Genomic DNA, 24,295 nt, shown 5'->3' on the forward strand with positions numbered 1-24,295 from the left:
TACCCGTCACAGTGCACCGGAACGCGAATGACGGGACGGGTGGCGTGCACTCACAGGCTCTGCACAGCCGGCGCCGGGTGTCCGTCTCAGGCGCCGAGCCCGGCGAGGTAGGCCTCGGCGTCGAGCGCGGCGCGGCAGCCGGACCCTGCGGCGGTGACAGCCTGCTGGTAGTGCGAGTCCACGAGGTCGCCGGCGGCGAAGACGCCCGGCAGGGAGGTCGCGGTGGAGGGCTCGGCGACCTTCACGTAGCCGTCCTCCTTGAGATCCACCTGGCCTTCGAAGACGGCGGTGCGCGGATCGTGGCCGATGGCGACGAACATGGCGTCCATCGGGACCTCCCGGGACTCGCCGGTGACCGTGTCCTCCAGCCGCAGCGCCTGCACCGCGCCGTCGCCGAGGACCTCGGTGACCTTCGCGTTGTAGATGACGTCGATCTTCGGGTTGTTCAGGACCCGCTCCTGCATGATCGCGGAGGCGCGGAACTGGTCGCGCCGGTGGATGATCGTGACCCGGTCACCGAACTTCGTCAGGAAGTCGGCCTCCTCCATCGCCGAATCGCCGCCGCCGACGACGGCGATCTGCTTCTCCTTGAAGAAGAATCCGTCGCAGGTGGCGCACGCGGACACGCCGTGGCCCAGCAGCTGCTCCTCCCCCGGGACGCCGAGGTAGCGGGGTGCGGCGCCGGTGGCGAGGATGACCGACTTCGCGTGGAGCTCCTCGTCGTCGGTGAAGACCTTCTTCACGTCACCGTCGAGCTCGACGCGGACGACATCCTCGATGCGCAGGTCGGCGCCGAACTTCTCGGCCTGGCTGCGCATGTCCTCCATCAGGGCGGGGCCCTGGATACCGGCCGGGAAACCGGGGAAGTTCTCGACCTCGGTGGTCTGCATGAGCAGACCGCCGTACTCGATGCCCTCGAAGACGATCGGCTTCAGTTCGGCGCGGGCCGCGTAGACGGCGGCGGTGTATCCGGCAGGGCCGGATCCGATGATGATGAGGTCGTGGACGGTACCGGGGGCTGCTTCACTCATGGGCGCCGATCTTAGTCGGTCGGGACCCCGGTCCGTCAGTCAGTCGCGGTCGGCCATGGTGGCCGGGGCGACGCCCATCGCCCGCAGTCGTCCGGCGAGCTGGTGGCGGGCCCGGGAGCGCCGCGATTTCACGGTCCCGGTCGGGACGCCGAGTTCGGTGGCGACGTCTCCGACGGTCAAGCCCGCGACCTCCGTGAGCAGCAGGACGCGCCGCAGTTCGGGGTGGAGACCGGCCAGTGCCTCGGTGATGAGGATCCGGGTGAGTGAACCGGTGGTCTCCGGGGTGCGCCGGTCGGAAAGGCGGGTGACGAGGTCGGCGTCCGGTGACCGGAGCTGGTGTTCGTCGGCGCGGGCGGTGCTGCGCAGATGGCTGCGTGCGGTGTTGGTCATGATCGCGCACATCCAGCCGGTGGCCGAGTCGTCGCCGCGGAAGGACCCGGCCCGGCGGTGGATCTTCAGCAGTCCGTCCTGCATGACGTCCGCCCGGTCGTCGTGGGCGACGCCGGCCTGCCGGACGGTCCAGCCGAGCAGGCGTTCATGCCGGGTGACCAGGTCCCGGTAGGCGTCCGGGCAGCCCGCGCGGTGGCGCCGGAGCAGTTCGGCGTCGGTGGGCGCTGTCGACGCTGCGGGTGGTGCGGGTGGTGCGGGTGCTGGTGGCGCTGCCGGTGCAGGTGACGCTGCCGGTGCTGCGGGTGCCGCGGGCGCAGCCGGTGCGGTGCGAGCGATGCCTGCTGCGGTGGCGGGTTCGGGTCGGATGGTTGTCGAGGTGGTGGTGTGCATGGCTGTCCCCCGGATGTGTGCTGGTGTGTCCCTGGTGTATCCCTGGTCCCCGTCTCCCCCGAATTCCCCTGGGGAAGCGTTGTCCGTCAGCGTACCGGCCCGGTGAATGTTTGTCCCGGAAAGTGACCGGCGGGTGCGGAACTGTGGATGAATTGTCCACAGCACCACCGGTGACCTGGGGCGACGCTGAATGACAAGAATTGCTGGACGCCGACCTGGACGCTGACCCGGACGCTGACCCGGACGTCGACCCGGACGCTGGGCCTGATGTCGCGGCGTCGCATCCCCACCACCTCGACGCCCCGCCGGCAGGCCACTTGTCCGCCCGGCAGGTCATCTGCTCGGTCGGCAGACCACTTGTCCGCTCGGCAGGTCACTTGTTCATCCGGCAGGCCAAAAGTACGGCAACACCGCGGGTGAACGTTGTTTATGCCTGCCACTCTGACAGATCCGCTGCCATGGCCCGGCGGTGGCCCGGCGGTGGCTCGGCGGTGGCTCGGCGGTGGCCCGGCGGTGGCCCGGTGACCTGGTGACCGGGGCGCTACAGGGCCGGGGCAGGCACCGCTGTCGGGTCCCCGGTGCCCCGGGTGTTTCCGGCGCCCGCGGAGTCCGGCATGCCCTGCGCACCCGTCTCCGGTGTCCCCGGTGTCTCCGGTGTCGCTGTCGTCGACGACTGCTGCGACACCACCGGCGCACCGTGCACGGTGATCTCCCCGACGGTCGCGGCGTCCGGCAGCGGCAGGCCGGTGATCCACAGCAGCACCCGGTCGCCCGGCTCGGAGAGCAGCCGCCGGCTCCCCTTCTCGCCGTCCGCGGGGGCGCTGCCGTCGGTCTTCCCGTCGGCGGTGAGCGACATGTGGTCCGAACCCGCGGTGCCGGTGGCGACCACCCGGGTCTGGTCCAGCGAGGTCACGTCCCCGCTGCCGATCCGCAGCTCGACCGTCGTCCCGGGCTTCATGCCCGTCAGGTCGACCACCGACAGTGCCGTCGCCTGAGGCAGAGAGACGAGCAGGCCGATGCCCGTCTTCACGGCGTCCGTCCCGGGACCGAACTGTGCCTGGTACTGCGAGGTCTCCCACACGGTGGCCGGGTCGCCGTCGATCGTCAGACCGGCGAGATCCGGGTTGTCGGGCGTGCCCCGGCCGTCGGCCGGCGCCCACTCGGTCACGTCGGTCGGCCGGGTCACGGCGATCTCGCCGAGGCCGTCGTTGCCGCGGATGGAGTCCGTCGTCAGCGGGGAATCCTTGCGGCCACCACCGAGAACGGCGATGACGGTGGCGATGACCGCCACGACGAGCAGCACGCCGACGATCGTGGCCACACCGCCGATGAAGGCCCGCGACCGCTTCTCCGGGGCGGCGCCGAAACCGGGGCGGGTGGCGGGATCGGGGGCGACGTCGGCATCGGCGGCGATGAGGGTGTCGGGGGCGGTGACCGCACGCAGCCGGCCCGCCAGCTCGGCGGCGGTGATGGACTCGGCGGACTTGGCAGCCCGGGTCAGCAGCCGCAGATTGTCGGGGATTTCCTCGTCCGGTACCCCGGACAGCAGCAGGGACAGGGACACACCCAGCGCGTGCACGTCCTGCTGCGGCGAGCCGCCGGGCAGGATGCCGGGGAACGCCAGGACGGCGTGGCCGTCGGTGCTGATCCGCAGCCGGTTCCGGTGGTCGATGCCCAGGCTGGTCCCCGCGTCCTCGGCGGTGGCGGCGGCCTCGGCCAACCCGACCATCGCATAGCCGGCGGCGGTCGGGTCCGGGGTGGATTCGGCGACCCGGGTGAGGGCCGCACCGTCGGTCCAGTCCGCGACGACGGCGACCATGGTGTGGGCGTCGCAGATCTCGTGGACTCGCGCGATCGCCGGGGAATGGACGTCGGCGAGGCGGGCGTTGGCCGAGGTGAGCTCCGCGGAGGTCACGCCCGCCAGCTGCGGGTCGAGGACGGTGACCGCGACGAGCTCGCCGGTCGAGTTGTCCCGGGCCTGCCACAGCCGGGCGGCCGGGGACCCGCCGTGGTCGGCGAGCAGCCGGAAGCGGCCCTGCAGGATCGGTGCGCCGGGGACCAGGCGCGGACCGCGGACGCGGCCGGCGGACAGCGGCGGCAGGGTGCCGACCATGCCCGTCGGGGAGAAGACCGCACCGACATCGCCGAGATCGACGGCGGTGATCTTCGTCGACGGCAGCTCGTCCTCCGGACGCTCGGCGACGGCACGGGCCGCACCCCGGAACAGTCCGCCGATCAGCGGCAGGCGCGCCAGGGTGGCACCGATCGTCATGACCTCGGCCAGCTTCGACCGCGACAGGATCAGGGCGGCGAGGATCACGAAGACCACGCCGGTGACGAGCAACCGGACGATGAAGCCGATCGAGGAGGTGCCGGGGAACACGAAACGGGTGAGCAGGGCGTCCACCCGCCAGGCGATGAGCGCGGCGATGACGGACGCCCCGAACGCCCACAGCGCGGTGTGCGCGACACTGCGCATCCCGAGGTGGCCCAGGGAGCGTTTCAGCAGCCGGTGGCCGATGATCGCACCGGCGACGAAGCCCATGCCGTTCGCCGCACCCAGCAGCACGACGACCAGCCGGGGTTCGCTGGCGATGTGCGGCGCCAGATAGGCCAGCACGAGCTTTGTGACGGTGATGCCGCCGATGATGAACGTCGGCGTCCACGCCTCCTCACGGGCGTAGAACACGCGCAGGTGCAGCAGCACCAGCGAGTACGGGATGAGGGTGAACGCGGAGAAGCTGATCGTCCAGCCCAGCACGTTCGCCGCGTCGAGCGAGTAGTCCTTGTAGGCGAACAGGGCCGGGGCGATGACGGTGCCGAAGGCCGTCATGTAGACGATGACCGGCACCATCACCAGCATCGTCAGCCGGCCGGCCATCGACAGGTCCTTGACGACCGCCCGGTCGTCGCCTTCGGCGGCGTTGCGCGACAGCCGTGGCATCACCGCGGTGAGCAGGGTGACGCCCACGATGCCGTAGGGCATCTGGAGCAGCTGCCAGGCCTGCGTGTAGATCGTCGGGGCGCCGTCGTCGGCGCCGGAGGCGATGCGGTTGTTGAGGATGAAGCCGACCTGGGAGATCGCCACGTAGACGACGATGGCCAGCGCCATCCCGCCCATCTGCTTGATGCGGTCGTCGAGGCCCCACAGCGGGCGCAGGTCGATACCGGCCTTCTTCAGGTACGGCACCATGATCAGCGCCTGGGCGACCACACCGGCGGTGGTGCCGAGACCCAGCAGCAGGATGTGCGGGTCGGTGATGGTCACCGAGTCGGTCGGCTGCAGCTTCGAGTCCTGCGGCAGCAGCATGTAGAAACTCAGGATCGCCAGCGTGACCACGTTGTTGACCACCGGCGCCCAGGCCCCGGGTTTGAACACGCCCTTGGTGTTGAGCACACCCATCATCACCGAGAACATCGCGTAGAAGACGATCTGCGGCAGCACGAGATAGGCGAAGGACGTGGACATGCCGACGTTGACCTTGCCGTGGGCGTCCAGTGACATGCGGGTGAGCAGTGGGGCGGCGAACACCGACAGCACCGTCACCGTCATCATCAGGGTGAAGGTCAGGGTGAACAGCCGGCGGATGAAGGCCGCACCCCGGTCGGGGTCCTCCTTCTCCGCGCGGACGAGCAGCGGCACCACCAGGCTGGTGAGCACCGCGCCCATGACCAGCTCGGTGATGAGGTTCGGCAGGGTGTTCGCGGTGTTGAACGCCGAGGCGACCCCCACACCGAGCGCCGAGCCGATGAAGACAGTGCGCAGGAAGCCGGTGATCCGGCTCAGCAGCGTGGCGATCGCCATCGTGCCGGAAGCCCGGACGACGTCGGTGTCCGAGGCGTGCTGGGCATCGTGCGGGGCACTGTCGGCACTGCCGGCCCTGTCGGTACCGGCGCCGGACGCGTTCTCGGCCGCCCTGGTCGCGTCGACCGCCCGTCGGCCGTCGGTGTCGGCACGACCGGCCCGGCCGGCACGCTCGGCCACGTCGGCGGGGTCCTGCCGGGTCCGGGACGGTGACGACGCCGCGCGGAACCGGCCGCGTTGGCCGGACGGGTCCTGCCGGTCGCTGTCGGCCCCGGCGTCCTTTCCGGAGTCCTCTGGTGAATCAGTCACGCGCCCCATCATCCTGCACCCGGGCCCCGCTTGGCGAACCGCCGGCGCCGCCAGACGACCGTCGCGACGCCCGCGAGGGCCACCACGACGGCCGCCGCAACGGCCAGGACGATCGCGTTGACACCGTGCGCGGAGGTGACCCGGACCGTCACAGCATCGGAAATCTGCACGTCATCGGGGGTGGATAGCTGCATCGTCAGATCGGTGACGTCGAGGTCGTCGGGAATGTCCGTGGTCATCTGCAGTGTCACGCTGCCCTGCGCCGGAATCTGCTGCACCCCGGGCGTGTTGAGGGCGACTCCGGGTGCCGACGAGTAGTCGACCCGGACCTTCACCGGCAGCGGAAGCCCGTTGCGCGCCACGACCAGCAGGGGTGAGGAATCGCTCGCGCGGGCGAAGACATTGCCCGGCGGCAGGAGGGAGACCGAGGTCCGCAGGTCATGGACGAGCTGACCCACCCGGTCCATCCGGCCGGCCTCCGCCGACCGGGTCGCCGCCGACTCGTCCGCCACCCGCCGACGGGTGTCCGCCAGGGCCCGCAGCAGGTCGTCGAAGATCGGCCGGGTATAGGTCGTCCTGGTCAGCGCGATATTCGGGTCGTCGCTCATGATGTCGGCGAGATCGGTGATGTGACCGGCGAGCTGCGCGGCGTAGCGGATCTCACCGGCGTCGACCGGGGCAGGATCCGCGCCGGGGGCGGTCGCCGTTCCCGGACGGGACGCCCCGGTGAGTGCGTCGCCGAACGACTGCGGCCGTGCCGAGCCGTCGGACAGGTGCCGGGTGACGGCGGCGAGCCAGGTGCGGGCGTCGGCGCCGTCGACGGTCCATTCCGCCGGCGGCACCGCGAGAACCGACCCGGCGCCGGAATCATCACCGGACCCGCCGCCGCCCTCCCGGCGGGCCCGGTCGATCTCGAGATCGAGGACGGCGACGGCCGCCGCCATCCGGCCCGCGGGCCCGTCGTCGGAGAGGTGGCGGCGCATCCACGGATCCGAGTAGGCGACCGTCGACGGCGCGGTCCCGGTCGCCGCCAGTGCACTGCCGAGCGCCGCCGGGTACCGCAGGGCCCGGGCACCGTCGGGCAGGTCGACGACCGGGGTGGTGGTGGCGTCCCCGCCGCTGTCGGCGGTGGTCGTCGCGTCGTTGACCACGGTCGTCTGGCCGGGCAGCACCACGCCGGAGACGTCGGGGTCGATGTAGCCGGAGCCGGGGACGACCACGCCGCGGGCGGCCTGCACCCCCAGGACCTCCTCGATGGTCTGTGTTCCCCGGGTCATCGTCTCCCCGGTCAGCCGGGGATCCCCGGTTGCGGCGACGGCACTCGGGTCCGCGCCACCCCAGGGCAGCGGGACGACGCACCGCGCTGTGTCGTTGCTGTCGTTGCTGCCGTTGCTGTCGTTGCTGCCGCCGCTGACGGCGTCGGAGAGATCGCTGAGCCAGGACGCCGCGGCGTCCTTCCCGGCCCCGTCGGTGACCGGCCCGTCGTCGTCGTGGTGGGACCAGCGGTCGCGCAGCCGGGTCGGCTCCTTGACGGGGCTCGGTGCCTGGGCCGCCACCCGGTAGCCCCTGGTCATCCGCTGCACGGTCTGGAGCAGGGCGGGATCCACGGCGAGGCAGGTCGCCTCGTCGACCCGGTGGTCGGCGACGGCATCCCGGTAGGTGTCGAGCAGGTCGCGCAGCCGGCCGCCCTCGCCGAGCTCCCCGGCGAGGGAGTCGTCGGCGAGGTAGAGCGTCGCGGGGTCCGGGGCGTCGCCGACCTGGGCCGGGGTGACGGTGGTCCGGGCGGCCAGCGGCCAGAGCAGGGTGAACGGCGCGGCGGCACCGTCGGCACCGTCGGCACCGTCGTCACTGTCGGCACCGTCGGCACCGTCGGCACTGTCGTCACGGACGGTGAGTGTCGTGCGCGCACCCGACAGATAGGAGGAACCGTCGCCGCCGAGATCGCCGTTCAGGTTCACCAGCAGCGGGTACACGCCGGCCGTGCCGATGCCGAGGTCGGCGACCGGCAGGGACAACGGCACCTCCACCGTGTCCCCCGGGGCGAGCCGCGTCCCGGCGACCGGCGAGAACTCCCCGGTCCACGGGTACTCCCCCTCGTTCGCCAGCAGCGAGACGCCGACCTCCGGGGCCGACCCCAGCGCCTCCTGCCGCTGCGGACGCAGCTGCAGGTCGGTGAGCGTACGGTCCGAGGAATTCGTCACCTGCACCGTCAACTGCAGGGTGTCCCGCAGCGTCAGCGACTCGGGTGACTGCGACACCACCTGCGCCCGGATCCCCCGGTCCGGCTCCGTCGACCGGGACTGCGGGTTCTCCCACACCGCAGCCGTCCCGGTGCCCTCCGCCGGCTCCGCCACGGCGTCCTGCGCGGTGAAGTCTGTGCCGGCCTGGCCGACCTGGCCGACCTGGCCGACCTGTGCAGCGGCATCGGGCACCCCGGGGACGGCGACGGCGGCCCCCACGGCGACCGCCGCGGCCACACCGAGACCGCGCACCACCGGACGCAGGAGACCTGTCCGCACACCCACTCGCACCGTCACCCGCCTACCGCGGCGTACGCCGACCCGCCTTCGCCTCCGCACGGGCGAGGTCGGGCAGCCGGTCGTGGGCCTGACGGGCAAGTTTCCGCTCGTCGGCGTAGGCGAGACGCTCCACCAGGTGGCTCACCGGCAGCCATGCCACCTCGGTCACCTCCGGATCCTCGTCGTTGAGATCGCCGTCGACGAACCGCAGCAGGTGGTGGTGCACCGTCTTGTGGATGCGGGTGCCCTCCGAGACGAACCAGTAGTCGATCGTCCCGAGGTCGGCGAAGACCTCCCCGGAGATCCCGGTCTCCTCCCACACCTCCCGCTCGGCGGTGGTGTGCGCCTCCTCGTTCGGCTCGACATGCCCCTTCGGGATGGACCACAGGAGACGGCCGCGCCGGTCGAGGCGTCCGATGAGAGCGACGTACATCTTCGACAGGTCGACCGACCCGTCGCCGCGGACCGCCTCCGCCATCCCGGACAGCACCAGACCCCCCGCACTGGTCTCGATGGAGGTCGGCAGTTCACTGTGGTCGCGCTGGTGCACCGGGCGCGCCGGGGAACGGCGGGGATCCGGGCTGGTGCGGCGACGCCTCTGACTCATGGTGGACCAGCGTAGTGCCTGTATCTGTGAAAAGGGAGTCAGCGCTAAGATAGCCGGGATGGAACGCACGAGACTGCTCACCGCCGCCTGGGACGCGGTGCGGCGACACGACAGGACACTGACCACGCTGGCGGCCGCCTTCACCGCCCGCGGCCACTCCCTCTACCTCGTCGGCGGCTCCGTCCGCGACGCGCTGCTCGGTCGCCTCTCCCACGACCTCGACTTCACCACGGACGCCCGGCCGGACGCCGTGACGGCGATCCTCGACGACGTCGCCTCCACCGTGTGGGACACCGGCATCGCCTTCGGCACCGTCTCCGCCCTGCTCGACGGCATGACCGTGGAGATCACCACGTTCCGCGCCGACCAGTACGACGGCGAATCCCGCAATCCCGAGGTCACCTTCGGATCCTCCCTGGACGAGGACCTCGTGCGCCGCGACTTCCGCTGCAACGCCATCGCCCTGGAACTCGACGCCGCCGGCGACCACCGGCTCCGCGACCCGCAGAACGGCATCGACGACCTCGTCGCCGGCGTGCTGGACACCCCCGCCGCCCCCGAGCAGTCCTTCCACGACGACCCGCTGCGCATGCTCCGGGCCTGCCGGTTCGCCTCCCAGCTCGGCTTCACCGTCGCCCCACGGGTGCTGCAGGCGATGACGGAGATGGCCGACCAGATCACCCGCATCACGGTCGAACGGGACGCCGCCGAACTCGACAAGCTCATGCTCGGCGACCAGCCGTGGACCGGCCTGGACCTCATGGTGGAGACCGGGCTGGCCGACCACGTGCTGCCCGAACTGCCCGCACTGAAACTCACCCAGGACGAGCACCACCAGCACAAGGACGTCTACGCCCACTCCCTGCAGGTACTGCGCCAGGCCGTCGAACTGGAGCGGGAACTGACCGGCACCGACCGGGAACTCGACGACCACCAGCGGCTCGTGCTGCGCTGGGCCGCGGTGCTGCACGACATCGGCAAGCCGGACACGCGCGCGTTCACCGACTCGGGGGCCGTCACCTTCCACCACCACGAGGTCGTCGGCGCCCGACTGGCGCGCCGCCGGCTGCGCACCCTGAAATTCCCGAAGAAGACCATCGGGGAGATCGGTCAGCTCGTCTTCCTCCACATGCGTTTCCACGGCTACGGCGACGGGGCGTGGACCGATTCCGCCGTCCGCCGCTACGTCACCGACGCCGGTGACCTGCTGCCCGAGCTGCAGATCCTGGTCCGCGCCGACTGCACCACCCGCAACCGGAAGAAGGCCGCCCGGCTGCGCCGCATCTGCGACGACCTGGACGCCCGGATCGTGGACCTGAAGGAGAAGGAGGACCTCGCTGCCGTGCGTCCGGAACTCGACGGCAACGAGATCATGCAGATCCTCGGCATCTCCCCGGGGCCCGAGGTGGGGAAGGCCTGGGCGTTCCTCAAGGAGCTGCGGCTGGACCGTGGCCCGATGGAGCACGACGAGGCCGTCGCCGAGCTGACGGCATGGTGGGCCCGGGAGCACGGGGAGGACCCCGCACAGTCATGACCGCCGACAGCAGCGACGCCGCTGGCGCCGCAGGCGGGGGCACCGTCGGGGACACCGCCACGGCCGGCGACGGCACACGCACGGAGTTCACCGCAGGTGTGCGGGACGCCTGGACCGTCGCGCTCGGCCTGCTGCCCATGGGGCTGGCCTTCGGTCTGCTGATGAGCCAGACCGGCTTCGCCTGGTGGTGGACGCCCGTGTTCAGCATCGTCATCTACGCCGGATCCATGGAATTCCTCGCCGTGTCCCTGGTCACCGGCGGTATCGCCCCGTTGTCGGCGATGCTCTACGGCTTCCTGGTGAACTTCCGGCACATCTTCTACGGGCTGAGCTACCCGGTGCAGGCGGTGCATTCCCCGCTGGCACGGGCCTACGGCGTCTACGCGCTCACCGACGAGACCTACGCCATCCTCTCGTCGAAGCGGGGTGTGGCCTGGACGCAGTCGCGGGTGCTGGCGGTGCAGATCTTCTGCCAGCTGTCCTGGGTGGTCCCCGGGATCCTCGGGGCACTGCTCGGGTCGGCGCTGCCGTTCGAGATCGAGGGGCTGGATTTCGCCCTGACCGCCCTGTTCGTCGTGCTGGCCATCGAGGCGATGGACGCCAAGCGTGACCTGCTGCTGCCCGTCGTCGCCGTCGCCGCCGGTGTGGTGGGACTGCTCGTCGGCGGGGACCAGATGCTGCTGGTCGGCCTGTCGATCTACTTCGTCTTCCTCGTGGTGCGGTTCCTCGTCGACCAGCGGCGCGCCGGGGACGGTCGTGCCGGTGCCGGTCATGGTGGGGAGGTGGTCCGGTGAGCCCGGTGGACCCCGTGCTTCTCGCATCCGCCGGCCTGCCCGAGGGCGTGGACCTGCGGAACACCCTCCTCATCCTCGGCGGCGTGTGCCTGGTGACGGTGCTGCTGCGCGCCCTGCCCTTCGCCGCGATGCGCTTCTTCCGGGATTCCGCCCTGGTCGGGTGGTTGGGCGTCGCCATGCCGACCGGGGTGATGATCGTGCTGGTCATGTACACGATGGCGGACACCACCGGCAGCCCCGGAGGTGTCGGCGCAGCGCTCATCGCCCTGGCGGTCACCGTGGTCGTCCACCTGTGGAAACGCTCGTCGACCTGGTCGATCCTGCTGGGTACCGCGTGCTATGTGGTGCTCGTGAACTGGGTCTTCTGACCGGTTGACCGCGTCAGGGTGGTTCCACGGCGCAGAACCACCCTGACGCGGTCAACCCGGTGTCGCCGGGGCCACGCCAGGTGTGCGTCGGGAGGTTGGTCGGAATGCCGGATACCACCCGGTCGACGTACACCTGGGTGAGGGCACACCCGGGGCGGGCGACGGATGGTCCGGGGTCTGCCGGGGACCTGCGCCTACTTCGTGGCGTCCTCGAGCTTCGGGGTGAGCAGGTCGAGGGCGTGCAGCATGGCGGCCGGCGTCCCCAGCGAGATGGCGTTCGACAGCTCCTTGTCGGTGACGATCGCGTGGCCGTCCTTCACCGCGGTGAGGGTCTTCCACTGCGCATCGTCGGCGATCGAACCCACGTCACCGATCGGGAAGCCGATGACGACATCGGAATCCGCCTTCGTCAGGTTCTCCGCGGACAGGGAGACGTAGAACTCGCCCGGCTTCACCAGCTTGCTGATCTCCGCGTTCGGCTTGAATCCCAGGGCGGAGACCAGGTCGGCGCGGGCATCGCCCTTCACGTAGGCGCCCCACTCGACGGAGGTCTTGGCCAGCACGGTGGCGGACTTGTCGGCCCACTGCGGGTGGGCGTCCTTGACCTCGGTGATCCTGTCGTTGACCTGCGAGACGAGCTTGTCGCCCTTCGCCTTCTCGCCGAGAGCGGTGGAGATCATCTCCACCTGCTTGTCCCACGTCGTGGTGAACCCGTCGGCGTCCTCCGGCACGGAGACCGTCGGGGCGATCTCGGACAGCCGCTTGTTCGTGTCCCCGTCGCCGCTGTCGCGGACATCGAGGATGAGATCCGGGTCGAGCTTCGCGATCTTCTCGTAGTCGACGGTCTGCGTGTCGAGGATCTCCGGGGCCTTGTCGTACGTCGCGGTGGCCCACGGGCTCAGACCTTCGCCACCGAAGCCGAGCCAGTCGGTCGCCCCCACCGGCTGCACGCCGAGTTCGGTGGCGATTTCGGCGTCTCCCCAGCCCAGGGCGACGACCTTGGTGGGCTGCTCCTTGATCTCGACGTCGCCGAACTTGGTGGGCACGGAGACGGGGAACGAGTCGGTGGCGGAACTGGACGCCGGGGAACTGCCGGAGTTGTCGGAGTCGTCGGAGGAACAGGCCGCCAGGGACACGGCGGTGGCGAGGGTCAGTGCCGCGGCCGCGGTCCGGCGGGCACTCTTACGCAGGGAAACGTTCATGAGGTGAGCCTACACACCACTCCTGCTGCCGGATAGTCCCGACGGCGGGGCGTTAGAATCGCCACCATGGGTACCCCGCAGTTCATCACCGACCTCCGCACGCATATCGGCCACGCCCCGCTGTGGGTCCCCGGCGTCACCGCGATCGTCGTCCGGGACGTCGCGCCGGACGCCCCGGCCTTCGCCACCCCCGAGGTCCTCCTCGTCCAGCGGGCCGACAACGAGCAGTGGACGCCGGTCACCGGCATCGTCGATCCCGGCGAGGAACCCCACCACGCCGCGGTCCGGGAGGTCGCCGAGGAGACCGGCCTCACCGTCGAGGTCGAGGCCCTGATCGGCACGGGCGCGGTCGGCCCGGTCACCTACCCCAACGGCGACGTGTGCAGTTTCGTGGACACCGCCTTCCGGTGCGTCGTCATCGGCGACAGAGAGGAGGACTGGGAGCCGCACGTCAACGACGAGGAGTCCGTGCAGGTCGGCTGGTACCAGGTCGCCGCACTCCCGCCGATGCAGCCCCGGTTCCGGCTCATCATCGCGGACGCCGTCGCCCAGCTGAAGCATCCCGCCGGTTTCCGCCCGCGGACCGGGTACACCAAGCGTGACCGCCCGGCATGGATCAGGTAGGGCCGCCGGAGCCGGTCCGGCGCGCGCTGCCGACCGTCGTCGCGGACGCCCTGGAGCGCATCTGGGACGGCGCCACCGCCGATGACCTCGAGTCCGCCGTCCTCGACTTCAAGGAGGACCCGGCGCACACCCCGACGAAGAATCCGGACGCCAAGACCACCCAGACCCTCGTCTCGGCAGCCACCTGTTTCGCCAACGGGTCGGCCGGCCGCGGCTTCATCGTCTTCGGCATCGCCGACCGCACCCCCGGGCCGGCCGCGTTCAACGGCACCGGCCTCGCCCCGACCGACGTCGAACACCGCATCTTCGCCCACACCCGGCCCCACCTCAGTGTCGATGCCTGGGTCGAGACCGTCCACGGCGCACGCCTCATCGTCATCCACGTGCCCGCCGGCCTCGCGGTCCACACCGGCATCGACGGGGTGGTGCGCCACCGGGTCGGGGATTCCTGTCTCCCGCTCGCCGGTCCGGAACTCGATGCACTGACCCGGCTGCGGGCGAATCCGGACCAGACGGCGCGGGCGTCCGACATCCCGGTCACGCAGTACGACGAGGAGGCGCTCAGCACCGCGGCCGATGCCCTGCAGGCCGAGACCCCCGACCTGACGGCCCTGCTCACCGCACTCAACGTGCTCACCGGCGACGGCTCCCCCACCGTCGCCGCAGAGATCCTCTTCCACCGGCGTCCGGCGGGGCGTCCGCTGGCCCGGCATGTGGCCCGCCCGGCGTCCGACGGGACCGGCGGTGAGGTCCGCACCACCGAATTCCACGCCCCGCTCGCGGTGACGACGGGCCTGCTGCGTGACCTGGTGCGCGACGGGGTGGGCAACAGTGTGCCGGTCGATGCGCAGGACGAGGCGCTGACCAATGCGCTGCTGCACCGGGACTGGACGGGCCCTGACCCGGTCGTCGTCTACCAGTCCCACGCCCTGACCCGGGTGAGCTCCCCGGGTGGTCTGGCACCCGGGGCGCGGGCGGACCGGCTGCTGTCGGGGCCGTCGCAGCCGCGCAACCCCTGCCTGATGTCCGCGATGCAGGCGCTCGGGCTGGTGGAGTGGTCCTCGCGGGGTTTCGACCGGATGTGGCTGGCGATGCTGGCCGCCGGTTTCGAGCCGCCGGTGGTGGACGCGCGTCCGGACTCGGTCGACGTCACCCTCTTCGACGGGGAGGCGGACCTCGGGTTCACCCGGGCCCTGTCGGCGGTGCGCACCGAGTTCGGCCGTGGCATCACGCGGGACGCCGCCACGCTGGCCACCCTGCGCTACCTGCTCTCCCATGCGGACCTGGACCTCGACGGTGCGGCCCGGCTGCAGCAGTCCACCGAGGAGGACGCCCGCACTCTCATGACCTGGCTGACCCAGCGTGGTCTGCTGCACCGGACGGCGAAGCGGCGGAACCGGTGGCGGCTGTCGGACCGGACGCTGGCGGTGATGGAGGCGGCGTGAGCGGTCGCGCTACCAGGTGTTCTCCGGCTGCTCGCGCTCGTACTTCGCGGCGCGGACCGAGCACATCATCAGCTGCACCTGGTGGAAGATCATCAGCGGCACGATGAGCAGGCCCGCGCCGCCGCTGAACATGACCGTCGCCATCGGCAGGCCGGAGGCCAGCGACTTCTTCGTCCCGCAGAACTGGATCGCCACCTGGTCGCCGTAGTCGAAGCCGAGCTTCCGGGCGGTCCAGGAGGTGACGGTCAGCATGATCCACACCAGTACCACCGAGCCGATGCAGATCCCGACGATCGCCACCCAGCTCACCGAGCTCCACACGCCCATGACGATGCCCTCGGAGAATGCGGAGTACACCACCAGGCCGATGGAGATCTTGTCGACGTAGCTCGTCGGCTTCGCCTTGGCGAAGGTCTGCACGGCCGGGATGACCGCCCGGGCGATCTGGCCGATGATGAACGGGGCGAGCAGCTGCAGGGCGATGTCGAGGAAGACCGACGTGTCGATGTGCAGGCCGCCGTCGCCGCCGCTCATCAGCAGCAGGACCAGAATCGGGGTGGCGAACACGCCGATGAGGTTGGACGCCGAGGCGCTGATGATCGCGCCGGGCACGTTGCCCTTGGCGATCGAGGTGAAGTTCACCGAGGACTGCACCGTCGACGGCACCAGACAGAGGAAGAGGATGCCCTGGTAGAGGTCATCGCCGATGGCGTTCTTCAGGGGCATCAGCGCCAGGCCGATGAGCGGGAAGAGCACGAAGGTGAAGGCGAGGATGAGCAGGTGCAGCCGCCAGTGCATGAGCCCGTTGAGGGCTTCCCGGGTCGACAGGCGTGCGCCGTAGAGGAAGAACAGGACGCCGATGACGATCTTGACGATCCAGTCCATGACGTCGGCGAAGGCCCCGTCGGCGGGGAAGAGCAGGGCGAGGACGACACCGGCGATGATGAGGACGATGAGCAGGTCCGGCCGGTATCCCAGGATGCGGTCAATGATGTTCCTCATAGTGGGAAACTCTACCTGGTCAGCCCTGTTCCGCCGCCAGCGCCCGTACCGCGCGTCCGGTCGCATAGGAGGACGCCGCCCCCTGCGACTCCACCGCCAGGGATCCCGCCGCGACAGCAAGCTTCGCGGCGTCCCGCAGGCCCTTCCCCTGCGCGAGCGCCGCGGCGAGGGTGCCGCAGAAGGCGTCTCCCGCGCCGGTGGTGTCCACGACCTGCGCCGGCGTCGGCGACGGCACCGTGGTCCGACACGAGCTGTCGCCGTCGTCGCTATCACCGCTGTCGCCGCCGATGACCAGCGCACCGTGGGCGCCGAGCGTGACGACGGCCGAGCGCGCCAGCCCCCGCTCCACCACCGCGGTGGCGAGCGCGTCCAGGACCTCGTCCAGGCCGATGTCCCGCGGCAGCCCCAGCACGTCCGCCGCCTCCGACTCGTTGACCACCAGCGGATCGGCCGCGGCGAGCAGCGCCGGGTCGCGGGTGGTCACCGGCGCGAGGTTGAGCACGAGCCGGGCCCCCAGTCCGTCGGCGAGCCGGGGCAGCGCCGCGGAATGCTCCGGAGTCAGCTCCCCCTGCGCCAGCAGTACCCGCGCCCCGTCGGTCCCCGGATGCCCGAGGGAGGCCGCCGGATCGGTGACGGTGTTCGCCCCCGAGGTCACGACGATGATGTTCTCCCCCGCCCCGTCGTTCATGATGAACGCCGAGCCGGTCGGCAGCTCATCGGTGCGGGCCACGCCGGTGACGTCGACCCCGGCGTCCCGCAGTGCGGCCAGTGCTCCGTCACCCGGGGCGTCCTCCCCCACCGTCGCCAGCAGCAGCACCCCGGCCGGACCGTCCGCCAGGAACCGTGCCGCGGCGACCGCCTGGTTCGCCCCCTTGCCGCCCAGCCCCGGCGAACCGAGGGGCTCGGCGATGACGGTCTCCCCCGCTGCCGGGAACTGCCGGACGCCCACGAAGGTGTCCACATTGACGGTGCCGCAGACGACCACGGCCGGTGAGGTGCTCATGGTCCTCACGGTACGCGGGGCGCATGCGGCGGGGCAGACCCGTGGCCGGGACGTCGGAACACGGCCCGGCACATGAGAAGGGGGTCGTCGGGAGGATGGCGGCACCATCCCCTCGACGACCCCTGTCCGGTGCCGGGACACGCCCCGGCACCCCTCAGCCGGGTGTCACTTCCCGTCGCGGGAGGCCATGGCGCGCCGGGCGGCGTCCAGGTCCAGGGCCGGGGTGCTCAGGGCGGCATCCCCGTCCGACCCGCAGCTGGAGCAGTCCCCGCCGCAGGAACCACCGCACGAGTCCGCCTCCGCGGACGCGTTGCCTGAATTGCCGGAGGAGCAGCAGCCCGCGGCGGCACGACGCTCCTCGGCCTCCTTCGCCTTGAGGTGGTCGAGCCGGGCGGCGGTCGAGGCGGCGAGCGCCGCACCCATCCCGATGAGGAACAGGCCACCGACGACCAGCAGCGCGGCGACGATCCACAGCCAGCCGCCCTTCAGGCCGGCCAGCCCCGCACCGAGGAACGCGACCCCGGCACCGGTCCACGGCACACCCGCGATCTTGTGTGCCGTCACCCACATCTCCCTGCTCTTACGGACCTCCGGGATACGCAGCCCCACCCACGAGTTGCCCGGCAGCGTCCCGGTCGCCGCGAGGATGCCCGTGACCAGCACAGCAGCGGCCACGATGAACAGCAGGACAGACAGAACGATCATGGATCCAGTCTATTACAATCAGTGGTCATGACTAATTCCAGCGAGTCCCCCTCCTACCGCTACACCCCGCAGCTCGCCGGCGAGATCGAGAACCGCTGGCAGAACTACTGGCGGGACAACGGCACCTTCAACGCGCCGAACCCCGTCGGGGACCTCGCTGACCCGGCCCGTCCGCTGCCGGACGACAAACTGTTCGTGCAGGACATGTTCCCCTACCCCTCCGGGGTGGGGCTGCACGTCGGCCACCCGCTCGGCTACATCGCGACCGACGTCTTCGCCCGCTACAACCGCATGCTGGGCCGCAACGTCCTGCACACCCTCGGCTACGACGCCTTCGGCCTGCCCGCCGAGCAGTACGCCGTGCAGACCGGCACCCACCCGCGCACCACCACCCAGGCCAACATCGAGAACATGGAGCGCCAGCTGGGGCGCCTCGGCCTGGGCCACGACCGGCGCCGCGTGTTCGCCACCACCGACGTCGACTTCTACCGCTGGACGCAGTGGATCTTCCTGCAGATCTACAACTCCTGGTTCGACCGGGAGGCCGGCAGGGCCCGCCCCATCGCCGAGCTGGAGGCGAAGTACGCCGCCGAGGGTGTCGACGGCCGTGACTGGTCCGACCTGACCCCCGCCGAGCAGCAGGAGGCACTGGACGCCCACCGGCTGGTCTACCGCTCGAACTCGACCGTGAACTGGTGCCCCGGCCTGGGCACCGTGCTGGCCAACGAGGAGGTCACCGTCGAGGGACGCTCCGAGCGCGGCAACTTCCCCGTCTTCCGCAAGCGCCTGTCGCAGTGGATGATGCGCATCACCGCCTACGCCGACCGCCTCATCGACGACCTCGACGACCTGGACTGGCCGGAGAAGGTCAAGACCATGCAGCGCAACTGGATCGGCCGGTCCCGCGGTGCCGAGGTCGACTTCACCACCGAACTCGCCGCGCCCAAGTCCGAGGCCCGGATCCGCGTGTTCACCACCCGGCCGGACACGCTGTTCGGGGCGTCCTACATGGTTCTCGCCCCGGAGCACGAGCTGGTGGACGCCCTGGTCACCGACAACCCCTACGCCGAAGGCACCAACCCGCTGTGGACCAACGGGGAGGCCACCCCGGCCGCCGCCGTGGCGTCCTACCGGCGTGCCATCGCCGCGAAGTCCGACCTGGAGCGGCAGGAGAACAAGGAGAAGACCGGCGTCTTCACCGGCGCGTACGCCACCAACCCGGTCAACGGTGAGCAGATCCCCGTCTTCATCGCCGACTACGTCCTCACCGGCTACGGCACCGGCGCGATCATGGCCGTGCCCGCCCACGACGAGCGCGACCACGAGTTCGCGACCGTCTTCGGCCTGCCGATCCGCGAGGTCGTCTCCGGTGGCGACGACGTGCAGGCCGCCGCGTACACCGGCGACGGCGTGCTGGTGAACTCCGCCAACGACCGTGGCCTGGACCTCAACGGGACGACCAAGGCCGAGGCCATCGAGGCGACCATCGCCTGGCTGGACGGCCGGGGCCTCGGCGAGGAGAAGATCCAGTACAAACTGCGTGACTGGCTGTTCGCCCGCCAGCGCTACTGGGGCGAGCCCTTCCCCGTCGTCTACGACGAGGACGGTGTGGCCCACGCGCTGCCCGAATCCATGCTGCCCGTCGAACTGCCCGAGGTCGAGGACTACCGGCCCGTCAGCTTCGACCCGGACGACGCGGACTCCGAGCCGCACCCGCCGCTGGCGAAGGCGAAGGACTGGGTCGAGGTGCGCCTCGACCTCGGTGAAGGTGAGAAGACCTACTGGCGGGACACGAACGTCATGCCGCAGTGGGCGGGTTCCTCCTGGTACCAGCTGCGCTACATCGACCCGACGAACCAGGAGAAGTTCGTCGACATCGACAACGAGCGCTACTGGACCGGCCCGCGCGAGGGCATGCCGTCCGGCGGCGTGGACCTCTACGTCGGCGGTGTGGAGCACGCCGTGCTGCACCTGCTCTACAGCCGCTTCTGGCACAAGGTGCTGTTCGACCTGGGGCATGTGTCGTCCTACGAGCCGTACCACCGGCTCTACAACCAGGGCTACATCCAGGCCTACGCCTACACCGACGCCCGTGGCGTGTACGTCCCGGCCGCCGAGGTCGAGGAGAAGGACGGGAAGTTCTACTACGACGGCGAGGAGGTCCACCAGGAGTACGGCAAGATGGGCAAGTCCCTGAAGAACGCCGTCTCCCCCGACGAGATCTGCGACAACTACGGCGCGGACACGCTGCGCGTCTACGAGATGTCGATGGGCCCGCTGGACACCTCCCGCCCCTGGGCGACGAAGGATGTCGTCGGTGCGCAGCGCTTCCTGCAGCGCGCCTGGCGGCTGGCCGTCGACGAGGAGACCGGGGACGCCGCGGTGGCGGACACGGCGCTGACCGACGATGACAACCGTGCCCTGCACCGTACTGTCGCCGGCGTGCGTGACGACTACGCCCACCTGCGCGACAACACCGCCGTCGCCAAGCTCATCGAGTACGTCAACTACCTCACCAAGACCTACGCCGGCCAGGGCGGGGCCACCGCTGCCGCGCCGCGGGACGCCGTCGAGCCGCTGGTGCTCATGCTCGCCCCGGTCGCCCCGCACCTCGCCGAGGAGATGTGGGCCCGCCTGGGTCACGAGGGGTCGCTGGCCCACGCCGACTTCCCGACCTTCGAGGACAAGTGGCTGGTCGATGACTCGGTCGAGCTGCCGGTCCAGGTCATGGGCAAGGTCCGTGGCCGGATCCAGGTCGCGGTGGACGCCGCCCGGGAGGACATCGAGGCCGCGGCCCTGGCGGAGCCGAACGTCGCCGCGCATGTCGAGGGGAAGACGGTCGCGAAGATCATCGTCGTGCCGGGCAAGATGGTGAACATCGTCGCCAAGTAGGGCGCGTCCGGCCAGGGGTCCGGAGGGCTCCGGCCAGGGCGTCCGGCCGCACCTCTCCCCCGCTGACCCTGGCCGCGCCACCTGGCTTGCCTGCCGCGTCCCATTGTTCTCAATGACTCCACCGGCCCCTTCTGCCCCAGGGGTCCCGCAGGGCGTTCCACGACCGGTGCCTGCCTTCACTTCAGGTCGCCCGCCTTCAGTTAGTGTCGCCGCCGACCCGGTCACGCGACACTAACTGAAGGCAGCCGACCCGAAGTGAAGGCATCTGAAGGGGTGGCCGGGAGAATGTGCGCGATCATCACCGGCAGGTCCGGCGCCGTGCCATACTGGGCCGCATGAGTATCGGGGGATACGGCGGGGGAACCGGCCGCGACAACCAGCACACGACAGACCGCACCGGGCACACTGCCGGCAGCACTGACGGCACTGACGGTGCTGCCGGCAGAGACCGGGCTGGCACAGACCGGGGCGGCACAGCAAGCGCGGCCGGCAGAGACCGGGCCGGCACAGCAGGCGCCGGCAGGATCCGCGACAATGTGGCGGCGGACCTGCTGCGCCCGCTCACTCCGGAGTGCGTCCCCACCGACTGGTACCTGGCCCGGGTCCGCCGGAGACACCGGCACAGCGATCACAGTCACCTGCTGAGCACCGCACCGATGACCCGCGCCGAACTGCGGAAAGCCGGGGTCACCCGGGCGCGGCTCCGGAAGTACTTCCGGCGGATCGAACGTGGCGTGCACGTCCACGTGGATGCACTGCTGCCGGCCAGGACGGCGTCCGGATGGCTCCGGGAGCGCCGTATCCCGGCGGTGACCCTGGTCAGGGCGCACCTCCTCACCCACCCGGACCGTATCGCCACCGGCTTCGCCGCCGGGGCGGTCTACGGCATGCGGTACTTCGTCGACGAGGAACGGCTGGAATTCCTCGTACCCAACGGCGGACACACCGATACGCCGCCCCCGCACCTGCGGCTGTCCCGGACCCGGGCTCTCGCAGACCACCGCCGCAGGGCACGCTCCCCCGACCCCCGGTTCCGGTCGCACCTGTGCACCGGGCCGGTGACGACGCTCGCGCGGATGATCCTGGCGGTCATGGAACAGGACGCCGCCCGGGACCGTCGGTGGCCGGTGCCCGACCTGACCCCGGTCCGGCCGCACCTCTCCCCCGGTTTCATCAGGTGTGTCCAGGTCAGTGACCATTTGCACCAGGTGTTCGGGGCGGAGGCGACGGGTCCGGTGGGACGCCTCGCCGAGGCGGGGGTTCCGGCCGATCTCGCGGCGGCGGTGCTGGGTGCGACGGATGTGGGGGCGGAATCACCGCCGGAGACGGTGCTGCGTCTGGCGGTGGCGGATCTGGCACCGGGCCTGCGCAGCCAGATCCCGGTGTTCCGGGAGAACGGGACGCTGCTGACCTCGGTCGATCTGGGGTGGGAGGACCGGCGGGTCCACCTGTTCTACGACGGTGGACACCATCTGGAGGACGGGCAGCGCGACCATGATTCCGAGGTCCTGGCCGTTCTCCAGCAGGACGGTGGCCGGGTGTTCCGGGTGACGGCGGGCATGATCCGGGACGTCGGTGAGGTGCGGAAACTCAGGGAACGTGTCGCGGCGGCGCTCGCCGCGTGACCCGTCGGCGCAGCGGGGGCTCAGTCGGGGCCCAGGCGGGGGCCCGTCCGGGGGCTCAGTCGAGGATGAACCTGGGCAGGAATGTCGTGGCGATGAGCAGGAACCACGGGATGAGCGCCCACACCGCCCCCATCAGCGGAGCCCAGGCGTGGAGCCGGCTCCACCGGCGGCTCGTGTTCACGCACACGCCGACGGCGCCGAGGAAGGCGATGACGATGGGGGCGATCGAGGTCACCGCGGCGTCCGGCGCGATGAGGTGGAGGATGAACCAGACGACCAACGTCGTCACCGGGACGCCGATTCCCCAGGACCAGGCGAGGCGTACCGCACGTCGCCGGTCCTCGTCTTCGAGGTGCTGGATGGGATCTGAACTGTTCACCGACATGGTGCCACCCAGTCTACCCGGTTCACAGGGGTGGGTACCCTCCCGTGAACTGCGGTCAGACGGCGCTGATCAGGACGGGAGCCGGGGAGGTCCGCAGGATCTGGTTGGTGGAGGGGCCGATGAACACCCGGTTGAAGGATCCGAGGACGGACGACCCGACGACGAGCAGGTCCCCCTTCTTCCAGTGCAGTGCGTCGACGGCGTCCTGCCAGGTTGTCCCGGTCCCGGTCTCCGCGGTGACGGTGAGCTCGGGATGCCGTTCGAGGGCGCGGTGCACGCCGCGGTCGAGCAGTGCCGCGGCCTCGGCGAGCCAGGCCCGTGAGGCGGCCCGGACGCCGGCTGTGTCGGTGGCGCCGGCTGTCCCGGCTGCGTCGGCGCCCGGCAGCGGCTCGGTCGCGGGGTACATGGTGGCGGCGGCCGGGGTGAGGGCGACCAGTCGCAGCGGCACCTCCCAGCGTGCGGCCCGGTCCGCGGCGTGGCGCAGTGCCTGCCGGGACTGTTCGGTGTCGACGTACGCACAGGTCACACGGGTCACGCCGCGGCGGGACAGGACCGGCTCGTTGGGGGCCGTGAGGACGGGCAGTGGCGAGCAGTGCAGCAGGGCGTCGGCGGTCGCGCCGGTGCGGAAGTGCCCGGCCGGGGCGTCCTCCCGTGACCCGATGAGGATGAGGTCGGCGCCGAAGTCCTGGGCGGCATCGGTGAGGGCGGTCGTCTCGGAATGGCTGACGACGGGGTCGGTGCTGTCGGGGACGTCGATCATGTCGTCGGGGACGCCCGCCTCCCGCAGGGCGGTCACCGCCGAGCGGCGGGCCGCGGCGGATTCGCGGACGGCCCAGTCGTCGAAGGCGCGGCGGCCGGCGGCACGGCCGGCGTCAGAGGCGGTGTCCGGGCCGGTCCCGCCGTCCTCCGGCCACAGGCGCGGGATGACGGTCACCGGTCGGACGAGGACCGGCTGACTGCGGGCGAGCCAGGCGGCGACGGCGGCGGTGCCGGAGACCGGATGGCCGACGGTGGGGCGCCAGGCCAGGAGAATGCGCTGAGGACGCACAGTGTCAGTTCTCGTCGCTCTTCTTCTCGTCGGACTTCGTTTCCGTGCCGGTCCCCTTGACGTGCGGACCGAAGGTCTCGAGGATGCGGTCGAACAGCGGGAGGGCGCCCTCGACGGTGCTGAGCTCCTCCTGGTTCAGGCCGGCGAGGAGGGTCTCGATCTGGGCGTCCCGCTCCTTGCCGATCGCGGCGAGCTGGGTGGTGCCCTCTTCGGTGAGGCGGACGCGGACGCCGCGGCGGTCGCTGACGTCGCGCACGCGGGAGACCAGGCCGAGCTGCTCGAGGTGGTTCACCGCGTTGGACGCGGTGGGCATGCGGATCGCCTCGAGGTCGGCGATCTGGCTGATGCGCAGCGGGCCGTTGTCGGCGAGGTTCATCATGATGGAGAGCTGGGCCATGCTGATGCTCGACGAGGCTGTCTGCCGGAAATAGAGGAGGTACAGCCGGGTGAGCACGGGGCGCAGCCGCTGGGCGACATCGTGGATGGAGACGGTCATGTGCTTAAACTTACCCGTTCTTCCCCCAATTGGTTCACTCGAGGGGAATGTTCTGCGAAGATAGCCGTCCGCCCGCGACGGCGTGGTCGCGGGCGGGGCGTGGTGGAGGAGAGACCGGCGC

Annotated in this window: 19 protein-coding genes; 7 read left to right on the forward strand and 12 right to left on the reverse strand. The window is 70.8% G+C overall.

The genetic code is table 11. The features are described from left to right. Positions 1–86: 86 nt before the first annotated feature. The 5 genes from trxB to FSW06_RS09815 all read right to left on the reverse strand — a co-directional run bounded on the left by trxB (position 87) and on the right by FSW06_RS09815 (position 9,051). Positions 87–1,031, reverse strand: a complete 945-nt coding sequence (gene trxB / locus FSW06_RS09790; protein ID WP_010122536.1) for a thioredoxin-disulfide reductase — start codon at positions 1,029–1,031, stop codon at positions 87–89. Positions 1,032–1,070: 39 nt separating this feature from the next. Next, positions 1,071–1,811 (reverse strand): RNA polymerase sigma factor, encoded by a 741-nt coding sequence (locus tag FSW06_RS09795; protein ID WP_083827133.1) that lies wholly within the window; start codon positions 1,809–1,811, stop codon positions 1,071–1,073. A 541-nt stretch (positions 1,812–2,352) separates the two neighbouring features. Next, the gene (murJ, locus tag FSW06_RS09800) at positions 2,353–5,925 is read right to left on the reverse strand and encodes a murein biosynthesis integral membrane protein MurJ (protein WP_010122532.1); all 3,573 of its coding nucleotides are present in this window, start codon (positions 5,923–5,925) and stop codon (positions 2,353–2,355) included. Between the two features lie 8 nt (positions 5,926–5,933). After that, complete coding sequence (locus tag FSW06_RS09805) at positions 5,934–8,444, reverse strand: hypothetical protein (protein ID WP_158005231.1); 2,511 nt, start codon at positions 8,442–8,444, stop codon at positions 5,934–5,936. 22 nt (positions 8,445–8,466) lie between these two features. Continuing rightward, the gene (locus FSW06_RS09815) at positions 8,467–9,051 is read right to left on the reverse strand and encodes an NUDIX hydrolase (RefSeq protein WP_414121223.1); all 585 of its coding nucleotides are present in this window, start codon (positions 9,049–9,051) and stop codon (positions 8,467–8,469) included. 58 nt (positions 9,052–9,109) lie between these two features. Between FSW06_RS09815 and FSW06_RS09820 the strand changes: the two genes are divergently transcribed. The 3 genes from FSW06_RS09820 to FSW06_RS09830 are packed head-to-tail and all read left to right on the forward strand — an operon-like array spanning position 9,110 to position 11,747. Continuing rightward, entirely contained in the window at positions 9,110–10,585 is a 1,476-nt protein-coding gene (locus FSW06_RS09820; RefSeq protein ID WP_010122529.1) for a CCA tRNA nucleotidyltransferase, read from the forward strand. Then, on the forward strand, positions 10,582–11,379 hold the full coding sequence (locus FSW06_RS09825; RefSeq protein ID WP_010122527.1) for an AzlC family ABC transporter permease: 798 nt from the start codon (positions 10,582–10,584) through the stop codon (positions 11,377–11,379). Before FSW06_RS09820 ends, FSW06_RS09825 begins: the two co-directional genes overlap by 4 nt. Before the next feature lie 14 nt (positions 11,380–11,393). After that, entirely contained in the window at positions 11,394–11,747 is a 354-nt protein-coding gene (locus FSW06_RS09830) for a branched-chain amino acid transporter permease (RefSeq protein ID WP_050802068.1), read from the forward strand. Between the two features lie 194 nt (positions 11,748–11,941). Here FSW06_RS09830 and FSW06_RS09835 read toward each other — a convergent pair whose 3' ends face one another. Continuing rightward, positions 11,942–12,949 carry an iron-siderophore ABC transporter substrate-binding protein gene (locus tag FSW06_RS09835; protein ID WP_010122522.1) on the reverse strand — a complete coding sequence of 336 codons (1,008 nt, stop codon included), beginning with the start codon at positions 12,947–12,949 and terminating at the stop codon, positions 11,942–11,944. Between the two features lie 66 nt (positions 12,950–13,015). On the opposite strand from FSW06_RS09835, the gene FSW06_RS09840 reads away from it, so the two are divergent. Both FSW06_RS09840 and FSW06_RS09845 read left to right on the forward strand, forming a co-directional pair. After that, entirely contained in the window at positions 13,016–13,573 is a 558-nt protein-coding gene (locus FSW06_RS09840; protein WP_010122520.1) for an NUDIX hydrolase, read from the forward strand. Then, positions 13,561–15,018, forward strand: coding sequence for an ATP-binding protein (locus tag FSW06_RS09845; protein ID WP_010122517.1), 1,458 nt, complete (start codon positions 13,561–13,563; stop codon positions 15,016–15,018). The genes FSW06_RS09840 and FSW06_RS09845 overlap by 13 nt, the downstream gene beginning before the upstream one ends. A gap of 9 nt (positions 15,019–15,027) precedes the next feature. On the opposite strand, the gene FSW06_RS09850 is transcribed toward FSW06_RS09845, so the two are convergent. From FSW06_RS09850 to FSW06_RS09860, 3 genes are all read right to left on the reverse strand, one after another. Continuing rightward, on the reverse strand, positions 15,028–16,020 hold the full coding sequence (locus tag FSW06_RS09850) for a bile acid:sodium symporter family protein (protein WP_010122515.1): 993 nt from the start codon (positions 16,018–16,020) through the stop codon (positions 15,028–15,030). Between the two features lie 19 nt (positions 16,021–16,039). Further along, positions 16,040–17,023: a ribokinase gene (locus FSW06_RS09855; RefSeq protein WP_029450293.1), complete on the reverse strand. Its 984-nt coding sequence runs from the start codon at positions 17,021–17,023 to the stop codon at positions 16,040–16,042. 165 nt (positions 17,024–17,188) lie between these two features. Further along, positions 17,189–17,728, reverse strand: a complete 540-nt coding sequence (locus tag FSW06_RS09860; protein ID WP_010122513.1) for an SdpI family protein — start codon at positions 17,726–17,728, stop codon at positions 17,189–17,191. Positions 17,729–17,755: 27 nt separating this feature from the next. Here FSW06_RS09860 and leuS point away from each other — a divergent pair, with 27 nt between their 5' ends. Continuing rightward, on the forward strand, positions 17,756–20,620 hold the full coding sequence (leuS, locus tag FSW06_RS09865; protein ID WP_010122511.1) for a leucine--tRNA ligase: 2,865 nt from the start codon (positions 17,756–17,758) through the stop codon (positions 20,618–20,620). A 335-nt stretch (positions 20,621–20,955) separates the two neighbouring features. Continuing rightward, complete coding sequence (locus FSW06_RS09870) at positions 20,956–22,245, forward strand: hypothetical protein (RefSeq protein ID WP_139024598.1); 1,290 nt, start codon at positions 20,956–20,958, stop codon at positions 22,243–22,245. A 55-nt stretch (positions 22,246–22,300) separates the two neighbouring features. On the opposite strand, the gene FSW06_RS09875 is transcribed toward FSW06_RS09870, so the two are convergent. The 3 genes from FSW06_RS09875 to FSW06_RS09885 are packed head-to-tail and all read right to left on the reverse strand — an operon-like array spanning position 22,301 to position 24,174. Beyond that, complete coding sequence (locus tag FSW06_RS09875) at positions 22,301–22,630, reverse strand: hypothetical protein (protein WP_010122508.1); 330 nt, start codon at positions 22,628–22,630, stop codon at positions 22,301–22,303. Positions 22,631–22,685: 55 nt separating this feature from the next. Then, entirely contained in the window at positions 22,686–23,678 is a 993-nt protein-coding gene (locus FSW06_RS09880) for a universal stress protein (protein WP_010122507.1), read from the reverse strand. A gap of 4 nt (positions 23,679–23,682) precedes the next feature. Then, positions 23,683–24,174 carry a MarR family winged helix-turn-helix transcriptional regulator gene (locus tag FSW06_RS09885; protein WP_010122506.1) on the reverse strand — a complete coding sequence of 164 codons (492 nt, stop codon included), beginning with the start codon at positions 24,172–24,174 and terminating at the stop codon, positions 23,683–23,685. Between the last annotated feature and the right edge of the window lie 121 nt (positions 24,175–24,295).

The organism is Corynebacterium nuruki S6-4, assembly GCF_007970465.1.
Lineage (GTDB): Bacteria > Actinomycetota > Actinomycetes > Mycobacteriales > Mycobacteriaceae > Corynebacterium > Corynebacterium nuruki.